We start from the raw sequence: 18962 nt of genomic DNA, 5'->3' as shown, positions 1-18962 counted from the left end.
CAGCGCCGTGTTCGAACGGTAAGATGAACAAGACGACAGCAGCGAGGAGAGATGTTAGATGGAGGGAAAACCAGCTCGTCTTTCGAGAACGACATTAACCGATCACGTCCTGCCGCCGGACACGAACTACCATAACACGATTTTTGGCGGAAAGGTGATGGCGTACATCGACAAAGTCAGCGCGATGGCAGCCATGCGTCACTGCCGGATGCCGGTGGTCACGGCATCCATGGACAGCATGGACTTTCTTGCCCCCATCAAACTCGGCCAGGCGATTTACGTCGAGGCGTTCGTGACGTGGACGCATCACACGTCGATGGAAGTGTTCGTGTCCGTGGAAGCGGAAGACCTGTTGACTGGGGAGCGGCAGTTGACGGGCACGTCGTACTTGACGTTTGTCGCGTTGGACGAGAACGGGAAACCGTGTCCTGTCCCGCCGGTGATGCCTGAAACGGAGGAAGAGAAGTGGCACCACGACACAGCAGAGGCCCGTTATTTGGCGCGAAAGGCGCGAAAGTCTACGCTGGAAAGCAAGCGTGGATAACCGATACCGGATTTCAAATTTTTTGTGAAGTTATTTGCGAACCGCTTACGAAAACGGTTTCGTAACCGTTTTCGTAAGCGGTTACAGGCGAGTGGGAGCGGATGTCAGGATTGACACAACCCCAGAACCGTACTAAAATGCTCGACAAATTGAAACATTTGTTTCCCTTTGGACAGCCGACGGATTTGCCGCTGCTTCGTCCGTTGCGTCCATCCTTGTTCGACGTACATTCGACGTACAGTTGATCCCCCCGACCAACCCAACTGGGCGCAGCGACAGGGCGTCATGCCGTCAGGCCAGAGTGGAACGAATGAACATTTGTCGTAATATTTAGCTATTTAGACTCGTTGTAATTCATCAAAGACATGACAAGGTGTCTTCAGGGGTGTGGAGCGCATGAGCCAATTGATTTTTCTGAACGGTGAACTCGTGGCGAAGGAAGATGCGAAAGTCTCGGTGTACGACCATGGCTTTTTGTACGGCGATGGCGTTTTTGAGGGGATTCGTACATACGGAGGGAACGTGTTCCGTTTAAACGAACACCTGGACCGTCTCTATGATTCAGCGAAAGGAATTTTGCTGGAAATCCCATATACCAAGCCAGAGATGACGAAGATTGTGGTAGATACGGTGCGCGCGAACCACTTGGAGGATGCGTACATCCGGCTCGTGGTGTCGCGAGGCGTGGGGAACCTGGGGTTGGACCCGTTCACCTGTGCGCGGCCGAACGTGATCGTGATTGTGGAACCTTTGGCGCTGTTCCCGAAGGAACTGTACGAGACGGGACTCTCCATCGTGACCGTCGCGACACGGCGCAGCCGCTCCGACATTCTCAACCCGAAACTGAAATCACTCAATTACCTGAACAACATTCTTGTGAAAATCGAAGCGCACCTGGCGGGGGTCAGTGAGGCGTTGATGCTGAACACGGAAGGCTATGTCGCGGAAGGTTCCGGTGACAACGTGTTCATCGTCAAACGGGGAGAGCTGTGGACGCCGCCGAGTTACCTGGGTGCACTGGAGGGCGTGACGCGCAACGTCATCATTGAACTGGCCAAGAAGCAGGACATTCCGGTGCACGTGGAGCCGTTTACGCGCCAGGATGTGTATGTCGCGGATGAGGTGTTCCTCACGGGGACCGCGGCAGAGGTGATTCCTGTGGTCAAGGTGGATGGCCGCGTCATCGGGGACGGCAAGCCGGGGGCCTTGACGCATCGGTTAAATACATTGTTCCGCGAGGTTGCGCACACCGACGGCGTCAGCATTCATGCCGACCCGCAAGTGACAGCGTCCTGATAAAGCGTCTTGACTCGGACTTGCACATAGAACAGAGGTTGCTGGGAGTGGAGAGAAATTGAGAAGCGACATGATTAAGAAGGGTGTGGACCGAGCGCCGCACCGAAGCCTGTTGTACGCCACGGGCAAGGTGAAACCCACCGACTTGCCCAAACCGTTCATCGGCGTCTGTAACTCCTATGTGGATATCATTCCCGGTCACGTTCATCTGCGGGAAGTCGGCGAAATGGTCAAAGAGGCCATCCGCGAAGCGGGTGGGATTCCGTTTGAATTCAACACCATCGGTGTGGACGATGGCATCGCGATGGGACACATCGGCATGCGCTACTCACTCCCCAGCCGCGAATTGATTGCGGACTCGGCGGAGACGATGATCAACGCCCACTGGTTTGATGGTGTTGTGTATATTCCGAATTGCGACAAGATCACGCCGGGAATGCTGATGGCTGCGGTCCGCACCAATGTTCCGTGCGTGTTCGTCTCCGGAGGACCCATGGAAGCGGGGCGTTCCAGTAAGGGCCAGCCGCTGTCCCTCACCTCCGTCTTCGAAGGCGTCGGCGCGTATCGCTCCGGGAAAATTGATGAAACCGAACTGCTGGACTTAGAACAGAACGCTTGTCCCACCTGTGGATCCTGTTCGGGCATGTTCACCGCCAACTCGATGAACTGTTTGATGGAAATGCTCGGCATCGCGCTGCCCTGGAACGGAACGCTGGTGGCGACGTCGGAGGACCGGCACAACTTGTTTCGCGAGGCGGCCCGCCGCGTGATGGACATGGTGGCGCAGAACATCCGGCCGCGCGACATCATCACCGAAGAAGTCATCGACGACGCGTTCGCACTGGACATGGCGATGGGCGGTTCGACCAACACCGTGCTGCACGTGCTGGCCATCGCGCATGAAGCAGGAATCGATTACAGCCTCGAGCGCATCAACGAAGTCGCAAAACGCGTTCCATACCTCGCAAAAATCAGCCCAGCTTCGCAATACTCCATGCAAGACGTACACAATGCCGGGGGCATCAGCGCCATCATCAAAGAGCTGGTGGATGCCGGGGTTGTTCACCCCGACCGCATCACGGTGACGGGCAAGACCCTCCGCGAAAATGTGGCCAACGCAAACATCACCAACGAGCAGGTGATTCGCCGCCGCGACAACCCCTACAGCCCGGTCGGCGGACTCTCCATTCTCTATGGAAATTTGGCACCAGACGGCGCGGTCATCAAAGTCGGGGCGGTGGCACCCGGTATCACCTCGTTTGAGGGGGAGGCCATCTGCTTCAACTCCCAGGATGAGGCGCAGGAAGGCATCAACAACGGTACTGTCCGGCCCGGCCACGTGGTCGTGATCCGCTATGAAGGCCCGAAGGGTGGACCGGGTATGCCCGAGATGCTGGCACCCACGTCAGCGATTGCGGGCCGCGGGCTCGACACGGAGGTCGCGCTCATCACGGACGGCCGGTTCTCGGGTGCGACCCGCGGCATCTGTGTCGGGCACATTTCGCCGGAGGCCGCGGAAGGCGGGCCGCTGGGGTTGGTCGAGCCAGGGGACCGCATCCGCATCGATTTGACAGAGCGGCGCATCGAACTGCTGGTTTCCGATGCGGAGCTGGAGAAACGCCGCGCATCCTGGCAGCCGCCGCAGCCAAAAGTGCAGTCCGGGTACCTCGCCCGGTACGCGAAGCTGGTGACGTCCGCGAACACAGGCGGCGTCCTGAAGGTTTAACCGCTTCGGACCATCGATTGACCGTGGTGACAATGAGAATGGAGGGATTGTTGATGGTACCGAGTACGCAGTCGTCCTTGCCTGTCGACGACGCCGCTGGCCGAGGCACTGCGGCGGAGATTCTCACAGGCGCGCAGATGTTGGTGGAAGCCTTGCGGGCGGAACAAGTCGAAGTCATTTTTGGTTACCCGGGCGGTGCGATACTCCCGGTGTACGACGCGCTCTACCAATGCGGCATCCCGCACATCCTGACACGTCACGAACAAGGTGCCATCCACGCGGCTGAAGGGTATGCCAGGGTGACCGGCAGGCCGGGTGTCGTGATTGCCACTTCCGGACCGGGCGCGACCAACTTGGTCACGGGGATTACCGATGCCATGATGGATTCCTTGCCGCTTGTGATTTTCACCGGCCAGGTGGCGACCAGCGTGATTGGGACGGACGCTTTTCAGGAGGCCTCCGTTCTGGGCATCACGATGCCCATAACGAAGCACAGCTATCAGGTGCAGGACGTGAACCAGCTGCCGGCCGTCATCAAGGAGGCGTTTCACATCGCTTCGACGGGCCGGCCGGGACCGGTGCTGATTGACTTGCCGAAAGACATCGCCAATGCGTCTGGCAAGTTTGACTATGCTGCCCCGGTTCGCATTCCGGGCTATCAGCCGACCGTTGTGCCGAACGCTTTGCAAATCCGCAAGGTCGCTGCGGCGCTGCGTGCCGCGAAGCGGCCGCTGATTCTGGCTGGCGCGGGCGTCCTGCACGCGAGGGCCAGCGACTGGCTGCACCAGCTCATTGACACCATCCAGGCGCCGATCACCAATACCCTGCTGGGACTCGGGAGTTTTCCAGGAGACCACCCGCTGTTCCTCGGCATGGCTGGCATGCACGGGACGTATGCGGCCAATATGGCGATTTACGAATGCGACCTGCTGCTGAACATCGGCGCGCGGTTCGACGACCGGCTGACAGGCAACCTGCAGCATTTTGCCCGGCACGCGACGGTGATTCATATCGACATCGACCCGGCTGAGATTGGCAAGAATGTCCCGACGGACATCCCGGTGGTGGGCGATGCGGGCGAAGCCTTGCGGATGCTGCTGAACGAGGATTTAACCATGGGCTCCATTCAGGACTGGGTGGACCATGTGCAGGAGATGGCGCGGTCAAACCCGTTCTGGTACGCGCCTGACGATGAACGCTTGAAGCCGCAGCGATTGGTCGAGATCGTCCATGAACAGTGCGGCGGGGATGCCATTGTGGTGACCGACGTCGGGCAGCACCAGATGTGGGCGGCGCAGTACTTTCCGTTCCGTCAGCCGAACCGCTGGGTGACGTCCGGGGGGCTGGGGACGATGGGCTTTGGGCTGCCGGCGGCGATTGGCGCTCAGATCGGCAGGCGCGATGTCCCGGTCTTCGCCATCGTGGGCGATGGTGGATTTCAGATGACCATGCAGGAACTGGCGGTCCTGGTCGATTACCAGATTCCTGTGAAGGTGGTGCTGGTGAACAACCGGTCGCTGGGGATGGTGCGGCAGTGGCAGGAACTGTTTTATGAGCGGAGGTATTCGGAATCGCTGATTCCGGTGCAGCCGGATTTCGTAAAACTTTCGGAAGCGTTCGGCATTCCGGCGTACGTCGCGAAGAACGAGGCGGAAGCCAACGCCATGATCCGCCGGGCGCTGGAGACGCCGGGGCCGGTGCTGGTGGACTGTCATGTGCCGTCGCGCGAGAACGTCTATCCGATGGTCCCGCCAGGCGCTGGGATTCACGAGATGGTGGGGGTGAAACCATGAATCACGTCTTGACCGTTCTCGTCAACAACCAGATGGGCGTGCTCAACCGCATCACGGCGCTGTTCCTGAAGCGGGGATTCAACATTCAGAGCCTCACCGTCGGGCCCACCGAGACGGAGGGCCTGTCGCGCATGACAATTGTCATTCATGCGGAAGACGACCGCATCGTCGAGCAGGTCATCAAACAACTGCACAAGCAGGTGGATGTGCTCAAGGTCTTCGACATCACCAGCCAGCCGATGGTTGCGCGCGAGCTGGTGGTCATCAAGGTCAACAGTTCGGTGCAGAACCGGGGCGAAGTCACCACCCTGATTGAGCCGTTTCGAGCCTCCATCATTGATGTGGGCCGCGAATCCGTAACGGTTCAGGCCACCGGGCGGTCCGACAAAATCGATGCGCTGATTGCGCTGCTGCGGCCGTACGGTATCCGGGAACTGGCGCGCACGGGCATCGCAGCGTTTACCCGGGACTCGGAAACCTCGAGCGAAGTCATCCGTCTGAAGCAACTGAACCTGCTGCCGATTTAACCAGGAATCATTGCCGGGGACCCGGCATGAGATTCATAGCATGCGTTTCTTTTAGAAGATGCTGCTGACCAAACTTCTGACAGCTGGAGAGGGAGAGAAAAATTCTATGGCAAACCTGTACTTCGACAAAGACGTCACAATGGATGCACTGCAAGGCAAGACGGTCGCCATCATCGGATATGGTTCGCAGGGACACGCCCACGCACAGAACCTGCGTGAGAGCGGTGTGAAAGTCATCGTAGGGCTGCGCCCCGGCCGCTCGTGGAACAAGGCCGAGGAGGACGGATTTGACGTCTACACCGTCGCCGATGCAACCAGGGCGGCAGACATTTTGATGATTCTGCTTCCGGACGAACGGCAGCCGGAGGTTTATACGCAGGAAATTGCGCCACATCTCTCCGCGGGCAAGGCGATTGCCTTTGCACATGGCTTTAACATCCACTTCCATCAGGTCGTTCCGCCCAGCGACGTGGATGTCTTCATGGTCGCACCGAAGGGTCCCGGCCATCTGGTCCGCCGCGTGTATACGGAGGGCGGCGGCGTGCCGGCGCTCATCGCGGTCTACCAAAACCCGAGCGGCAGCGCGAAGGAAGTGGCGCTGTCCTACGCCAAGGGCATCGGCGGCACGCGTGCGGCCGTGCTCGAGACCACCTTCCAGGAAGAGACCGAAACCGACCTGTTCGGTGAACAAGCGGTTCTGTGCGGCGGCATGTCTGCCCTCGTCAAAGCCGGGTTTGAAACCTTGGTGGAAGCGGGCTATCAGCCGGAAGCCGCGTACTTTGAATGCCTGCATGAGATGAAGCTGATTGTGGATCTCATGTACGAGGGCGGCTTGTCCTATATGCGCTACTCCATTTCCGACACGGCACAATGGGGTGACTTCAACGCCGGTCCGCGGATTGTGACGGACGAGACCAAGAAGGAAATGAAGAAGATTCTGGAAGACATCCAAACCGGCGTGTTCGCCAAGGGCTGGGTGCTGGAGAATCAAGCCAACCGCCCGATGTTCCACGCCATCAATCAGCGCGAGCAGCAACACCCCATCGAAGTTGTGGGCCGGCAGCTGCGCGAGTTGATGCCGTTCATTCGCCGCCCCGATTACAGTGGTCAGTCGGCTGGCGAGCGCGTTCAGGCTGCGCGATCCGAATCCAAGTAGAAAGAGGTGACTGGATTGCGAAAGATTGAGATCTTCGACACGACCCTGCGCGACGGGGAACAGTCTGCTGGCGTCAATCTGCATACGCACGAGAAGCTGGAAATCGCGTATCAGCTGGCCAGGTACGGCGTGACGGTGATGGAGGCTGGGTACCCGGCCTCGTCTCCGGGCGACTTCGACGCGGTGTCGCAGATTGCCAGGGCGGTGCGCGGCTGCACCATTGCGGGACTGGCCCGGCATGTTCAGGGAGACATTGATGCGGTGTGGGGTGCGCTGCAGCACGCGGAAGCTCCGCGCTTGCACCTGTTTATCGCGACGTCACCCATTCATATGCGCGATAAACTGCGGATGACACCCGACCAAGTGTTTGAGACCGCGGTGGCGATGGTGAAGTACGGCGCCAGGAAGTTCCCGGACATTGAATGGTCCGCCGAGGACGCGACGCGGTCGGACTGGGATTTTCTTGCGAAAATCGTGACGGCGGTCATTGACGCGGGTGCGACGGTCATCAACCTGCCGGACACAGTGGGCTACACAACCCCGCACGAGTATGGCAGCCTCTTCCGCTACATGCTGGACCACGTGCCGAACATTCACAAGGCGAAATTGTCCGCCCACTGTCATGACGATCTGGGGATGGCCGTGGCCAACTCCATCGCGGCGATTGAAGCCGGGGTGCACCAGGTGGAGGGCACCATCAATGGCATCGGAGAGCGCGCGGGCAACGCGTCGATTGAGGAGATCGCGGTCGCGCTCGCGATCCGCCGCGACTTTTACCAGGCGGAGACGGGCCTCGACCTGACACAGACGGTGCGTACCAGCCGGCTCGTCAGCAAGCTGACCGGCATGGTGGTACCGCCGAACAAGGCCGTGGTTGGGGCCAACGCCTTTGCCCATGAGTCGGGGATTCATCAGGATGGTGTGTTGAAAAATGTGCTGACCTACGAAATCATTCGTCCGGAAATGGTCGGCCTCTCGTCCAACGCCCTGGTGCTTGGCAAACACTCTGGACGCCATGCGTTCCGCGGCAAGTGCGAAGAGTTGGGCTTGCACCTGACGGACGACGAGTTCAATCAGCTGTTTCAAAATTTCAAGCTGCTCACCGAGAAGAAAAAGGAAGTCACCGATGACGACATCCTCGCACTGGCGCTGGAGGCATCGGCCAACAGCGGGCGTCCGCACTATGAACTGGCGTCCATGCACGTCTCGTACGGCACGCACGCCATCACGACGACCACGCTGGCCATTCAGGCGGCAGACGGGACCGTCTTGCAGGAAGCAGCGACGGGCAACGGCAGCGTCGAAGCGATTTACCGCACGATTGAGCGGCTGTTGAATCACCCGGTCGACCTGCAGGACTACCGGATTCAATCCACGACGAGCGGGAAAGACTCGCTGGCCGAGGTCTATGTCAAAGTGGGCTATCAGGGTATGGTCGGCAGCGGGCGCGGCGTTGACAACGACGTCCTGGCCGCTTCGGCCAAGGCGTTCCTGGACGCCATCAACCGCATTGCACTCAAACAAGAATTCAAGGAAGTGGGCGTGTCTTGAACAAACACATTACCGTCCTCCCAGGCGACGGCATCGGTCCAGAAGTGACGGCAGAAGCCCAAAAGCTGCTGGAGGAAGTCGCCGTCCAGTTTGGACACACATTTGAATTCACCGCGGCCCACATTGGCGGGGCTGCGATTGACGCAGAAGGCACCCCCTTGCCGGAACAGACGGTGGCGCGCTGCAAAGCGAGCGATGCCGTGCTGCTCGGTGCCGTCGGCGCGCCAAAGTACGACCGCGGCCCGGCTTCCGGACGGCCTGAAGCGGGCCTGCTGGGCCTGCGCAAGGCGCTGGACGTGTTTGCGAACCTGCGGCCCATCACCGTGTTTCCGCCGCTGGCAGCGGCCTCCCCGCTGAAAGACGAGGTGTTGACGAACGTCGACTTCGTCATTGTGCGGGAACTCACGGGCGGCCTGTACTTCGGAACGCCGCGCGAGCGCATCCAGACCGATCACGGTCTGGAAGTGGTGGACACCTTGCGCTACAGCGAGCAGGAGATCGAACGTATTCTCCGCCTCGGCTACCAGATTGCGCAGCAGCGCGGCAAGCGCCTGACCTCCGTGGACAAGGCGAATGTGCTGGAGAGCAGCCGCGTGTGGCGCGAGACGGCGGAGCGGCTGCACGCCGAATACCCGGATGTGGAACTGAACCACCTGCTCGTCGACAACGCGGCCATGCAAATCGTGAAAGACCCCGGACAGTTCGACGTGATCGTCACCGAGAACTTGTTCGGCGACATCCTGAGCGACGAGGGGGCGATGATTACCGGATCGATTGGCATGCTGCCGTCGGCCAGCCTTGGCGCGGGGGGGCCTGGCCTGTATGAACCGGTCCACGGCTCCGCTCCGGACATCGCCGGAAAGGGCATCGCGAACCCGCTCGCCTCGTTCCTGTCTGCGGCAATGATGCTGCGGCACTCGTTCGGGATGTTCGCGGAGGCCGACGCGGTGGAACAGGCCGTGCAGCAGGTGCTGGCAGACGGACTGCGCACAGCGGACATCGCGGGCCCGGGCGACACGCCGCTGTCCACCGCGGAGATGGGCGAAGCGGTGCGCACCCGCCTGCGGGCGACGGTCGCGGCGAAATAAGGATTTCAAGCACAAGGGCAGTCGTAAGGAACAGCTTGACGCGGAGGTGACGGACATGAAACCAAAGACGCTGTTTGAAAAGATTTGGGAAGCGCACACGGTGGTCGAGCAGGCGGACGATTTGGCGCTGTTGTATATCGACCTGCACCTCGTTCACGAAGTCACTTCCCCGCAGGCCTTTGAAGGGCTGCGGCTCGCAAACCGAACGGTGCGCCGTCCGGATTTGACATACGCCACGATGGACCACAACGTGCCGACGGATAACCCGTTCGACGTCAAGGATGAGATTGCCGGCAAGCAGATCGCGACGCTGGAAGCCAATTGCAAGGAGTTCGGCATTGAGTTGGCAGACTTGCGGAGCCCCAGCCAAGGCATCGTGCACGTCATCGGGCCGGAACTCGGCTTGACACAGCCAGGCAAGACGATTGTCTGCGGCGACAGCCACACCTCCACACACGGCGCTTTTGGTGCGCTGGCGTTCGGCATTGGCACGAGCGAGGTGGAACATGTCCTCGCAACACAATGCCTGTGGCAGAAGAACCCGAAGACGTGCGAGGTTCGGCTGGTCGGCAAGCGGGCCCCCGGGGTGACGGCGAAGGACGTGATTCTGGGCGTGATCAGCCAATATGGCGTGGACTTCGGCGCCGGGCATGTCGTGGAATTCACCGGTGAAGCGGTGCATGAGATGTCCATGGAAGCGCGCATGACGATGTGCAACATGGTGATTGAAGGGGGCGCCCGGGCGGGGATGGTGGCACCGGACGACGTCACCATTGAATACCTGCGCGGCCGGCCGCGTGTGCCGCAGGGGGAAGCATTTGAGGCGGCGGCCAAGGCGTGGAAAGCGCTGGCTTCCGACGAAGGCGCGTCCTACGACAAAGTGCTGACCTTCGACGTGTCGACGCTGGCACCGCAGGTCACCTGGGGAAACAACCCAGGCATGGGCGCGAGTGTGAATGGCACGGTGCCGAATCCGGACGACCTCCCGACGGAGGCCGAGCGGCGCGCGGCCCGTCAGGCACTGGCGTACATGGGACTGGAACCGGGCATGAAAATCACCGACATTCCGGTGCAGCACGTGTTCATCGGCTCGTGTACCAACTCGCGCATCGAAGACCTGCGCGCCGCCGCTGAAGTTGTGCGGGGCCGCAAGGTGGCACAGGGTGTGCGGGCGCTGGTTGTACCGGGATCGAAACAAGTCAAGGAGCAAGCAGAACGCGAGGGGCTGCACGAGGTGTTCAAGGCCGCTGGATTTGAGTGGCGCGAGCCGGGGTGCAGCATGTGCCTCGCCATGAACCCAGACTTTGTTCCGCCTGGGGAGCGCTGTGCGTCCACCTCGAACCGTAACTTCGAAGGACGCCAGGGACGCGGCGCCCGCACCCATCTCGTAAGTCCGGCCATGGCGGCTGCTGCGGCCATCGCGGGCCGCTTCGTCGACGTTCGCGAGCTGATGAACGAGGCGGCCGCGGCCACGGTGTGAGGGAAGGCTGGCATCGGCGAGGAATGGTGCTGGCGAACCCATCGGTGAGCTTTGTCTCGTCGGGTCTGGTGGGTGCGGTACGGCTGGGTTTGTTCAGAGAAAAAAGCGGAGTGGAGAGTCGAAATAACGCAAAGCCGTACCATGGTACCGCCGCTCGGACGAGATGAGGTGCGAATTGACAGGTCAGGAGAGGGGGCAGTCGGTATGGAACCATTGGTAAAGCATACGGGAAAGGTTGCACTGATGGATCGGGTGAATGTGGACACCGACCAAATCATCCCGAAACAGTTTTTGAAGCGCATTGAGCGGACTGGCTTTGGGCAGTTCTTGTTTTACGACTGGCGGTTCCGAGAGGACGGCAGCCCGAATCCGGACTTTGAACTGAACCAGCCGCAGTATGAGGGCGCGACGATTTTGGCTGCGAAGCACAATTTTGGTTGCGGGTCGTCCCGTGAACATGCGGCATGGGCGCTCGGTGATTATGGATTCCGCATTATCCTTGCACCGTCCTTTGCAGATATCTTCTACAACAACTGCTTCAAGAACGGGCTGCTGCCCATTGTACTGCCGGAAGCCGCGATTGAGGAGGTCTTCCGCCATGGACAGAACGGACCGGTGGAAGTCACCGTCGATTTGGAAGCGAAGACCGTTTCGACGGGGGACGGCTGGCAGGTGTCCTTCGAAATTGACGACCACCGCCGGCATAACTTGCTGCACGGATTGGACGACATCGGCATCACGCTGCAGTACGAGGACGCCATTGCGGCGTTTGAAAGGAGGCGTACAGGATGACGGCCGACTTGCACGAGCTGCAGGCTTTTGGATCACATGACAGCGAGTTTCAGCCTGAGCCCGGAGAGCAGCAAGCCAACACGCTGATTTTCGATCACGACGCCGCACCGGCCGCCTACGAACTGTTTGACAACTGTATCCTGAAATTCTGACCGCGGAAGTCTCTCACAACGTCAGGGCCTGCAAGGAAGCGGCGTATCCGCTCCATAGGAGCTGGATGCGCCGCTTTCATGCGCAGCTAGTCGTCTTTGATTCGCAGTCAGGAGTGCTTTCGACGCAGGGAATAGATGTCTTTATCATGTTCCATCAATTTGTGCTGCACGTAGTCGATGTAGGTTTTCACCTCCGTCATGTCCTCCGTCAAGCGTCCAACCTGTTCAAAGGTTGCATCATGTTTCTTGTCGACGGTCCGGATGTCTCGCGCCAACTCGTCCATGCGCTGGCCAAGTCCGTGCACGCGCTGGTTCAGAATGGTCACGCGCTGGTCGAGGCCGTCCATGCGCTGCTCAAGGCTGTCCATGCGCAACTCCAGACGATCCACTCGCTGCCCTAGCTCGTCCATGCGCTGGTCAAGGCTGTCCATGCGCAACTCCAGGCGATCCACTCGCTGCACTAGTTCGTCCATGCGCTGGTCAAGGCTCTCTATGGATTGCGTCAGACCATGAAACCTCGTCGTGATGCGTGCTTCCATGCCTTCAAGAAACGACTGCAGCTCTGCGTCCACGAAGACCACCCCAATTGCGGTTTTGTGAATCTACTATAGCACCCATCCCGCGAGGCGGCGATGACGTATGGGGAAATTCATATCGCACAATTGGAGGACATGTGCAAATTCGCGCTTGCATTTAGTGTATTACATGTTATGATACACTTAAATCACGTGATACGCTTAGCTCCTCGATGGGAGGGAATGACTTGGATGACCGAACGGTTGGCTCCCTGCACTTTCAGCTCGACCTAAGCCAGCCAATCTATGAGCAAATCTTGCATCAGATGAGTACTGCCGTGGTCAGGGGAAAGATTGCATTGGGTGAGAAGATCCCGTCCGTTCGCGAAATGGCGCAGGCGCTTCGCGTGACACCAAACACGGTGATGCACGCCTATCAGGAAATGGAGCGGCATGGGCTCACCGAGACGCACCGCGGGCAGGGCACGTTCGTCACAACTTCCAGAGAACGCGTCGAACAGTTTCGATCTGAACTTGCGAACACGGTCATTGATGAGTTTCTCGAAAAGATGAAGAGCCTTGGGTTCTCCGCACAGGACATTCAAGCGGCGATTCGTGAGCGACTAGGAGGGGGGCTGCAGCCATGACGACCATTGCTTCCATGACTACGATGACCTCGGCGGTGTACTGTGACGGCGTCACGAAGCGATTTGGCAAACAGTTCGCGTTGAACGAGCTTCACCTCGCGATTCCGAAGGGCAAAATCGTGGGCGTGCTGGGGCCAAACGGAGCCGGGAAATCGACTCTGTTTCGGATGCTGACCGGACTAGCGAAGCCCGACCGCGGCAGCATCTCGGTGCTCGGGCAGCGTCCGGGCTGGCGGACGAATGCCCACATCGCATACTTGCCCGACCGCGCCCGCTGGTACGGCGACCACACGGTGAACCGCGCGTTTCACTGGGGCGAATCGCTGCTGCCTGGCTTTGACCGAGCAGTGGCCGAACGGTTGGCAGCGTTTATGAACATCGACCTCGATGCGCGGGTGTCGGGCATGTCCCGGGGACAGGAGGCGCGGCTGATGCTGATTCTGTGTGTCGCGCGCAGCGTGCCGCTCATCATCCTGGATGAGCCCTTCTCCGGCATTGATGTGATTTCGCGTGAGCGCATCATCGAAAGCCTGATTGACCACATGAGCAGCAGCGAACTGGCCGATGTCGAGCGAACCGTCCTCATCAGTACGCACGAGATTTACGAGGCAGAGGCCTTGTTCGATCACGCCGTCTTTCTGCGGGACGGTCAAGTGGCACTCAGCGGGGACGCCGACGAACTTCGCGCCGCACATGGCTCGATGCATGCCACGATGAAGCAATTGTATCGGTAGGAGGGAGTGGGAGGCATGGCAGGGAACGCATTTTGGACGCTGGTCAAGCATGACTTGAAGGTCAGAGGCGGACGGCGCGGGCGCATTCCGGGAAAGTGGCGAGTGGCCTACGCCGCGGCGATATTGGTGGTCCTGCTGGCACTGGCAACGTGGAAAGGACACCTGATTCAGATGGACTTCACCGACGTGTGGTACTTCACCTTTGGCCTGCCGTTTATGGTGTTTGGCATGTCCATCGGGCGTGTTACAAGCGAGTGGAAAAATGCCACCGTCGGATGGTGGTTGACCATTCCAATGTCCCGATGGCGGCTCATGCTGTCGAAGTGTGTGTCTTCGATTTTGTTCGCTGTGCTGATATTTGCCTGTGTGTACGGTGCCATTGCCATCCTTGGACTGTACACCATGTACCTCAACGGCTCGTTCAGCACACCGTATGTCCGTTCGTTCCTGTTGGCGGGCCTGCGCTGGAACGCGCTGCTGCTCTGTGCCTGTCCATTCATCGCTGCGTTTGGCCTGCTGTTTGGCGTCATCCTTCAATCTGTGGTGAGACAGGCGATGCCGCTCATTTGGATCGCGTTTGGCGGCATGTGGTGGTTGGTGTCCGCCCACCTGGGCTTCATCCACATCGACGGCAGCACGCCGCCAGGACTTGTGCATGTCTCGACGGTGAGGGTGCTTTCCATCCTTGGCAGCTGGATACTTGCCTGCCTCATGGTTGGCTTGGCTTCCGTCTTGTTGGACCGATACGCGGCGGTATAGACAGTGTGTTACGGTCCGAAAAATGATGTGCGAAAGGGTGTCCGCATGGAACCGGTTGTTTCAGTTTGCGAATTACAAAAACACTACGGCAAGACCCAGGCCCTGAAAGATGTCACGTTCTCCGTCCGACCAGGCACGTGTTTTGGGCTCCTTGGGCCAAACGGTGCAGGCAAGTCCACCACGATGAAAATTCTCACCGGCATCCTTCCAGCCGACGCGGGCACCATCCACATCCTGTCCGTTCCAGCGCATCGCGACAGCATGCCGCTTCGCCGTCAAATTGGATACGTACCGCAGAACATCACGCTCTACGAGAAACTGACGGCTGTGGACAATCTGATGTTCTTCGGAGAACTGTACGGACTTCACGGCCGCGAACTGCGAAAGAGAATTGAAACTGTCCTCGATGAAATCGGGCTCTCCCACCGCGGGAACGAAGCGGTTGAAACCTTCTCAGGCGGGATGAAGCGCAGGATCAACATCGCGGCGGCCCTGCTGCACCAGCCCAAGCTGCTCATTTTGGATGAGCCGACGGTCGGCATCGACCCGCAATCGCGCAATCATATTTTTGAAATGATTCGTGCGCTCAAGGCGCAGGGTGTGACCATCATCTACTCGACACACTACATGGAAGAGGTGGAGGCGCTGTGTGATGATTTGGCCATCATTGACCAAGGTCAAGTCATTGCCCAAGGCTCCCTCCGAGACCTGCTCTCCCGCTATGGCAAACAAGCCATTTACGTGGAGGCAAAGGGGTTCGAGACGTTGTCGGACATTCCGCACGTCTCGCACGTATCCAGCCAAGGTCAGGGCTTCATCCTGGAGACCAGCCGTGTGATGGAGGTGTTGAGTTTCCTGTTGCAGACCGCGTCCGCAAAGGGGATAGACATCGATGTACTTGAAACCGTGCGGCCGTCGCTCGAGTCGGTGTTTCTTTCGCTCACGGGAACCAGTTTGAGAGACTAGGCTTTGCGCTTGCGCACCAGGCATGCGCGCAGAGGAAATGAGGAGGACCGCACGTGAAGAGTATCATTCGCAAAGAGTTGAAACTGCTCCTCAAGGGCAAGGGGAATTTCTTTTTTCTCATCGCCATGCCCATGTTGTTCATTGTATTGTTTGGTTCGGTGTTTTCACACGTGGGTAACGAAAACATACCTATTCATTATATCGATCGCGACCATTCTTCGGTTTCCCGGGCATTCATCGAGCATATGTCGCAGGTCAAGGGGTTCACCGTCACGCAGGATACGGGTGCTTCCGTGTCGGACCAAATCCAGAAAATCAAAGCCGGCAAGGAAGCGTCACTCTTGGTGATTCCCGCAGGCTTTGGCCGGGCCATGGCATCCGGACAATCCGCGCAGCTGGAATTTTACCAGGACCCGACCCAGGACACCGTGACGGGCCCCATCAAGTCCCTGCTCAGTTCCATCAGCAGTCAGTATGAGCAGCAGCATGTCGCATCTACGCTGCTGGCGGCGGGCCAGTCTCCCGCGCAGGTTCACAAGGTTTTACAGGCGCCCATCTCCATCCAGGGCATCAACGTGAGCGGCACGGGCAGTGTGAGTATGCTCGACCAAGTGGTGCCAGGGTACACGGTCATGTTCGTGTTTTTCATCATCATGAGCATGATGCGCAGCTTCCTCGGTGAGCGCGAGTCCGGCATGCTCTCCCGCCTGCTCAGCACGCCGATGCGGCCGGTCACGTACCTGTTCGGGATGTGGATCCCGGCGCTCATTGCGGTGTTGATTCAGTGCGTGGTGCTCTTGGCATTTGGCCGCCTGGTCTACCATGTGGATTTAGGGGACTTGCGTGCCATTGCGCTGCTCGTTCTGTGCCTCGGGATTTGCGGGACGGGCATCGGATTGGCGGTGTCGCTGCTGATTCGCGGGGAAAACCAGGGCCGGGGCATTACCATGCTCATTTCTCTGGGCGGCGCAGCCGTGGGTGGTGTCTGGCTTCCCACGGAACTGATGCCGCACGCTGTGCAGGTCATTGGGCACTTTACCCCGCAGTATTGGGCACAGCAGGGCTTTCAGGACGTCATGATTCGCGGTGCGCACATCACAACCGTCTGGCCCTCCGCAGGTGTCCTGCTGGCGTTTGGTGCAGCCGGGCTGCTCGTCGCGTGGCTGCGGTTCGGGCACTTCATCAAGGCGGCGCAGAACTAACCGCGGGCGGCCAACGGACGATCCCGCTCGTCGCAACGGCGCGGCGAACGGGATCGACGGTGACCAGCGATTACTGTGCGGTCGAGCCTTGTTCCAATTTCTGCTTGGCGAGTTCCCTCAGCTTGAACTTCTGAATCTTCCCTGTGCCGGTCATCGGCCAGTCGCTCTGTTCCATGAACCAGACATGGCGCGGAATCTTGAATTTCGCCAGCCGTTCGCTGCACCACTGGACAACGTCGCGGCGCGTGAGCGTCATGCCCGCTTTCAACTGGATGAACGCAGCGCCGGTCTCCGTCGTGAGGTTGTCGGGAACGCCGACGACATAGGCTTGCGCCACCGCAGGGTGCCGGTTGATGACATCCTCGACTTCCTTCGGTGAGACGTTTTCGCCAGACACCTTGTACATCTCCGTGCTGCGTCCGAGAAACTCAATGTAGCCGTGTTCGTCGATCCGGCCGAGATCGCCGCTGCGGAACCAGCCGTCCTTGTCAATCGCGGCCGCGGTCTCGGCAGGCTTCTTGTAGTAACCGCGCGTGACCGTGTTGCCGCGAACGGTGAGTTCTCCGATCGATCCCGGCGGCAAGTCCTCCCCGGTGAATGGGTCGATGACCTTGTACTGAATGTTGGAACCACCGAATTCGGGCAGTCCACTTACACCGCCCGGTTTCAGGCGGCCGACGCGGGTTGTGATGCGCTCAATCGAATCTCCAACCTCCGTGTGTGCGGTCGAAGCTGTCACTTCCGTGCCGCCGTAGCCAGTGCAGACCTCGGTCAGCCCCAGCTCACGCATCGCCTGCTCCCAAACCGCCACCGGCGCCGGTGCGGCCGCACACATCAAGGCGTACAGGGAGGAGAGGTCGTATTGCGGCAAATCCGGGTGGTTCAAAATGGAGACGAGCATCGACGGTACGCACAGAAAGTCCTGTGCCCGGTATTGCTGCATCAGGTCGAGTGCGGACTTCGGGCTGAACGAAGGCATCGTAATGACGCACCCGCCGACAAACGACGCGGCCATCAGGCCCTCAATGTACGCGAACACATGGTACAGGGGCAGCGGTGTGAAAAAGCGCCTGCCATCCTCGAACGCGCGGCTGATGGCGGTCGCATACGCGCAGCGCAGCACCATGTCGTGCGTGAGCATGACGCCCTTGGGCGTCCCGGTCGATCCCGACGTATACACGATGTCACACACTTCATCGGGGTACTCGCTGGCCTGCGTGCGCGCCTCGAGTGCTTCGTCCAGCCCAGCGGCCGTGCCTTGGGCCAGGAACTCCTCCCAGTGGAGGAAGCGGCTGTCCAGATCCTCGGATGTGTTCGGAATGCAGATGACGTGTTCAAGCAGAGCCTCCTCTTTCTTGAGTGGGTCGAGCAGGCTGGAAACGGTCTTTGCGTGCTGGATGCCCATGGCGGTTTGGTGCAGCACGAGCACACGGCAGTCCGACTGTTTGAGGACGTATCGCAGTTCGTCCGTCTTCAGCATGGTGTTCAATGGCACACAGACAGCGCCAACCAGCGCGATCGCCAATTTCGTCATGACATACTCCGGCTCATTGGCCATCAACAGCGCAACATGGTCGCGGCGTTTCACGCCAAGCTTCAACAGCGACTTGGCGATTTGCCGGGACTTGTCCCAAACTTCCGCGTACGTGAGCGCCTGGGTCGGCGTCAACAGCAACGGCCGGTCGGGGTACGTACGGCACTGTACAGCAAAGTGACTTGCAAACGTATGCCTGGGCCATGCGGGGTATCGCTGCTCCAAAGCCTGACGGCGTTCTTCTGGTGTTTGGCTGGGCATGGTTCTTCCTCCTGGCAGCAAGATGGTTGCCTTCAATATAGCAGATAATTCTGGGAAATAGATAGTGAGGATTGCAACGTTACAACCATACAGGAAGACGCGGGCTGGATGCAATCTATCGGCGTATAGGGGGCTGCTGGATAGCAGCAAACGCCCCTGCGACAGCTAAGAAAACAGGTAATGAATAGCTCGGGGAAAGTTGGACGGCGTCAGCCACGAATCTTTACGCGGCGGTGTAT

The 18962-nt window shown here is 59.4% G+C and carries 18 protein-coding genes; 16 read left to right on the top strand and 2 right to left on the bottom strand.

Features of this window, described 5'->3' with window-relative positions; all coding sequences use genetic code 11:
- Positions 1-58: 58 nt before the first annotated feature.
- The 11 genes from JI721_RS02275 to JI721_RS02225 all read left to right on the top strand — a co-directional run bounded on the left by JI721_RS02275 (position 59) and on the right by JI721_RS02225 (position 12105).
- A complete protein-coding gene (locus JI721_RS02275) occupies positions 59-544 on the top strand; it encodes an acyl-CoA thioesterase (protein WP_274456458.1) in 486 nt (161 codons plus the stop codon).
- 396 nt (positions 545-940) lie between these two features.
- A complete protein-coding gene (gene ilvE / locus JI721_RS02270) occupies positions 941-1840 on the top strand; it encodes a branched-chain-amino-acid transaminase (protein WP_274456457.1) in 900 nt (299 codons plus the stop codon).
- 58 nt (positions 1841-1898) lie between these two features.
- A complete protein-coding gene (ilvD, locus tag JI721_RS02265; RefSeq protein WP_274456456.1) occupies positions 1899-3566 on the top strand; it encodes a dihydroxy-acid dehydratase in 1668 nt (555 codons plus the stop codon).
- Between the two features lie 137 nt (positions 3567-3703).
- Positions 3704-5359 carry a biosynthetic-type acetolactate synthase large subunit gene (gene ilvB / locus JI721_RS02260; protein WP_274457617.1) on the top strand — a complete coding sequence of 552 codons (1656 nt, stop codon included), beginning with the start codon at positions 3704-3706 and terminating at the stop codon, positions 5357-5359.
- Positions 5356-5886: an acetolactate synthase small subunit gene (ilvN, locus tag JI721_RS02255; RefSeq protein WP_274456454.1), complete on the top strand. Its 531-nt coding sequence runs from the start codon at positions 5356-5358 to the stop codon at positions 5884-5886. The genes ilvB and ilvN overlap by 4 nt, the downstream gene beginning before the upstream one ends.
- 106 nt (positions 5887-5992) lie before the next feature.
- On the top strand, positions 5993-7042 hold the full coding sequence (gene ilvC / locus JI721_RS02250; RefSeq protein ID WP_274456453.1) for a ketol-acid reductoisomerase: 1050 nt from the start codon (positions 5993-5995) through the stop codon (positions 7040-7042).
- Positions 7043-7057: 15 nt separating this feature from the next.
- Entirely contained in the window at positions 7058-8593 is a 1536-nt protein-coding gene (locus JI721_RS02245) for a 2-isopropylmalate synthase (RefSeq protein ID WP_274456452.1), read from the top strand.
- Positions 8590-9681, top strand: coding sequence for a 3-isopropylmalate dehydrogenase (gene leuB, locus JI721_RS02240; protein ID WP_274456451.1), 1092 nt, complete (start codon positions 8590-8592; stop codon positions 9679-9681). The genes JI721_RS02245 and leuB overlap by 4 nt, the downstream gene beginning before the upstream one ends.
- A gap of 55 nt (positions 9682-9736) precedes the next feature.
- Positions 9737-11161 carry a 3-isopropylmalate dehydratase large subunit gene (gene leuC / locus JI721_RS02235; RefSeq protein ID WP_274456450.1) on the top strand — a complete coding sequence of 475 codons (1425 nt, stop codon included), beginning with the start codon at positions 9737-9739 and terminating at the stop codon, positions 11159-11161.
- Between the two features lie 204 nt (positions 11162-11365).
- Positions 11366-11953 carry a 3-isopropylmalate dehydratase small subunit gene (leuD, locus tag JI721_RS02230; protein WP_274456449.1) on the top strand — a complete coding sequence of 196 codons (588 nt, stop codon included), beginning with the start codon at positions 11366-11368 and terminating at the stop codon, positions 11951-11953.
- Positions 11950-12105, top strand: a complete 156-nt coding sequence (locus JI721_RS02225) for a hypothetical protein (RefSeq protein WP_274456448.1) — start codon at positions 11950-11952, stop codon at positions 12103-12105. The genes leuD and JI721_RS02225 overlap by 4 nt, the downstream gene beginning before the upstream one ends.
- A gap of 107 nt (positions 12106-12212) precedes the next feature.
- Here JI721_RS02225 and JI721_RS02220 read toward each other — a convergent pair whose 3' ends face one another.
- Positions 12213-12677, bottom strand: a complete 465-nt coding sequence (locus JI721_RS02220) for a coiled-coil domain-containing protein (RefSeq protein ID WP_274456447.1) — start codon at positions 12675-12677, stop codon at positions 12213-12215.
- Positions 12678-12868: 191 nt separating this feature from the next.
- Between JI721_RS02220 and JI721_RS02215 the strand changes: the two genes are divergently transcribed.
- From JI721_RS02215 to JI721_RS02195, 5 genes are read left to right on the top strand one after another with little or no spacing between them, the layout of a single operon-like run.
- Positions 12869-13267, top strand: a complete 399-nt coding sequence (locus tag JI721_RS02215) for a GntR family transcriptional regulator (protein ID WP_274456446.1) — start codon at positions 12869-12871, stop codon at positions 13265-13267.
- Positions 13264-14001: an ABC transporter ATP-binding protein gene (locus JI721_RS02210; RefSeq protein WP_274456445.1), complete on the top strand. Its 738-nt coding sequence runs from the start codon at positions 13264-13266 to the stop codon at positions 13999-14001. Before JI721_RS02215 ends, JI721_RS02210 begins: the two co-directional genes overlap by 4 nt.
- A 15-nt stretch (positions 14002-14016) precedes the next feature.
- On the top strand, positions 14017-14760 hold the full coding sequence (locus tag JI721_RS02205) for a hypothetical protein (protein ID WP_274456444.1): 744 nt from the start codon (positions 14017-14019) through the stop codon (positions 14758-14760).
- Between the two features lie 45 nt (positions 14761-14805).
- Positions 14806-15726 carry an ABC transporter ATP-binding protein gene (locus JI721_RS02200; protein ID WP_274456443.1) on the top strand — a complete coding sequence of 307 codons (921 nt, stop codon included), beginning with the start codon at positions 14806-14808 and terminating at the stop codon, positions 15724-15726.
- 53 nt (positions 15727-15779) lie between these two features.
- The gene (locus JI721_RS02195) at positions 15780-16928 is read left to right on the top strand and encodes an ABC transporter permease (protein WP_274456442.1); all 1149 of its coding nucleotides are present in this window, start codon (positions 15780-15782) and stop codon (positions 16926-16928) included.
- 70 nt (positions 16929-16998) lie between these two features.
- On the opposite strand, the gene JI721_RS02190 is transcribed toward JI721_RS02195, so the two are convergent.
- The gene (locus JI721_RS02190; protein WP_274456441.1) at positions 16999-18723 is read right to left on the bottom strand and encodes a class I adenylate-forming enzyme family protein; all 1725 of its coding nucleotides are present in this window, start codon (positions 18721-18723) and stop codon (positions 16999-17001) included.
- Positions 18724-18962: the final 239 nt, after the last annotated feature.

This window comes from Alicyclobacillus cycloheptanicus (genome assembly GCF_028751525.1).
GTDB classification, from domain to species: Bacteria; Bacillota; Bacilli; order Alicyclobacillales; family Alicyclobacillaceae; genus Alicyclobacillus_L; species Alicyclobacillus_L cycloheptanicus.
The sequence above is the reverse complement of the archived record's forward strand: the minus strand, read 5'-3'. Positions and strand labels throughout refer to the sequence as shown.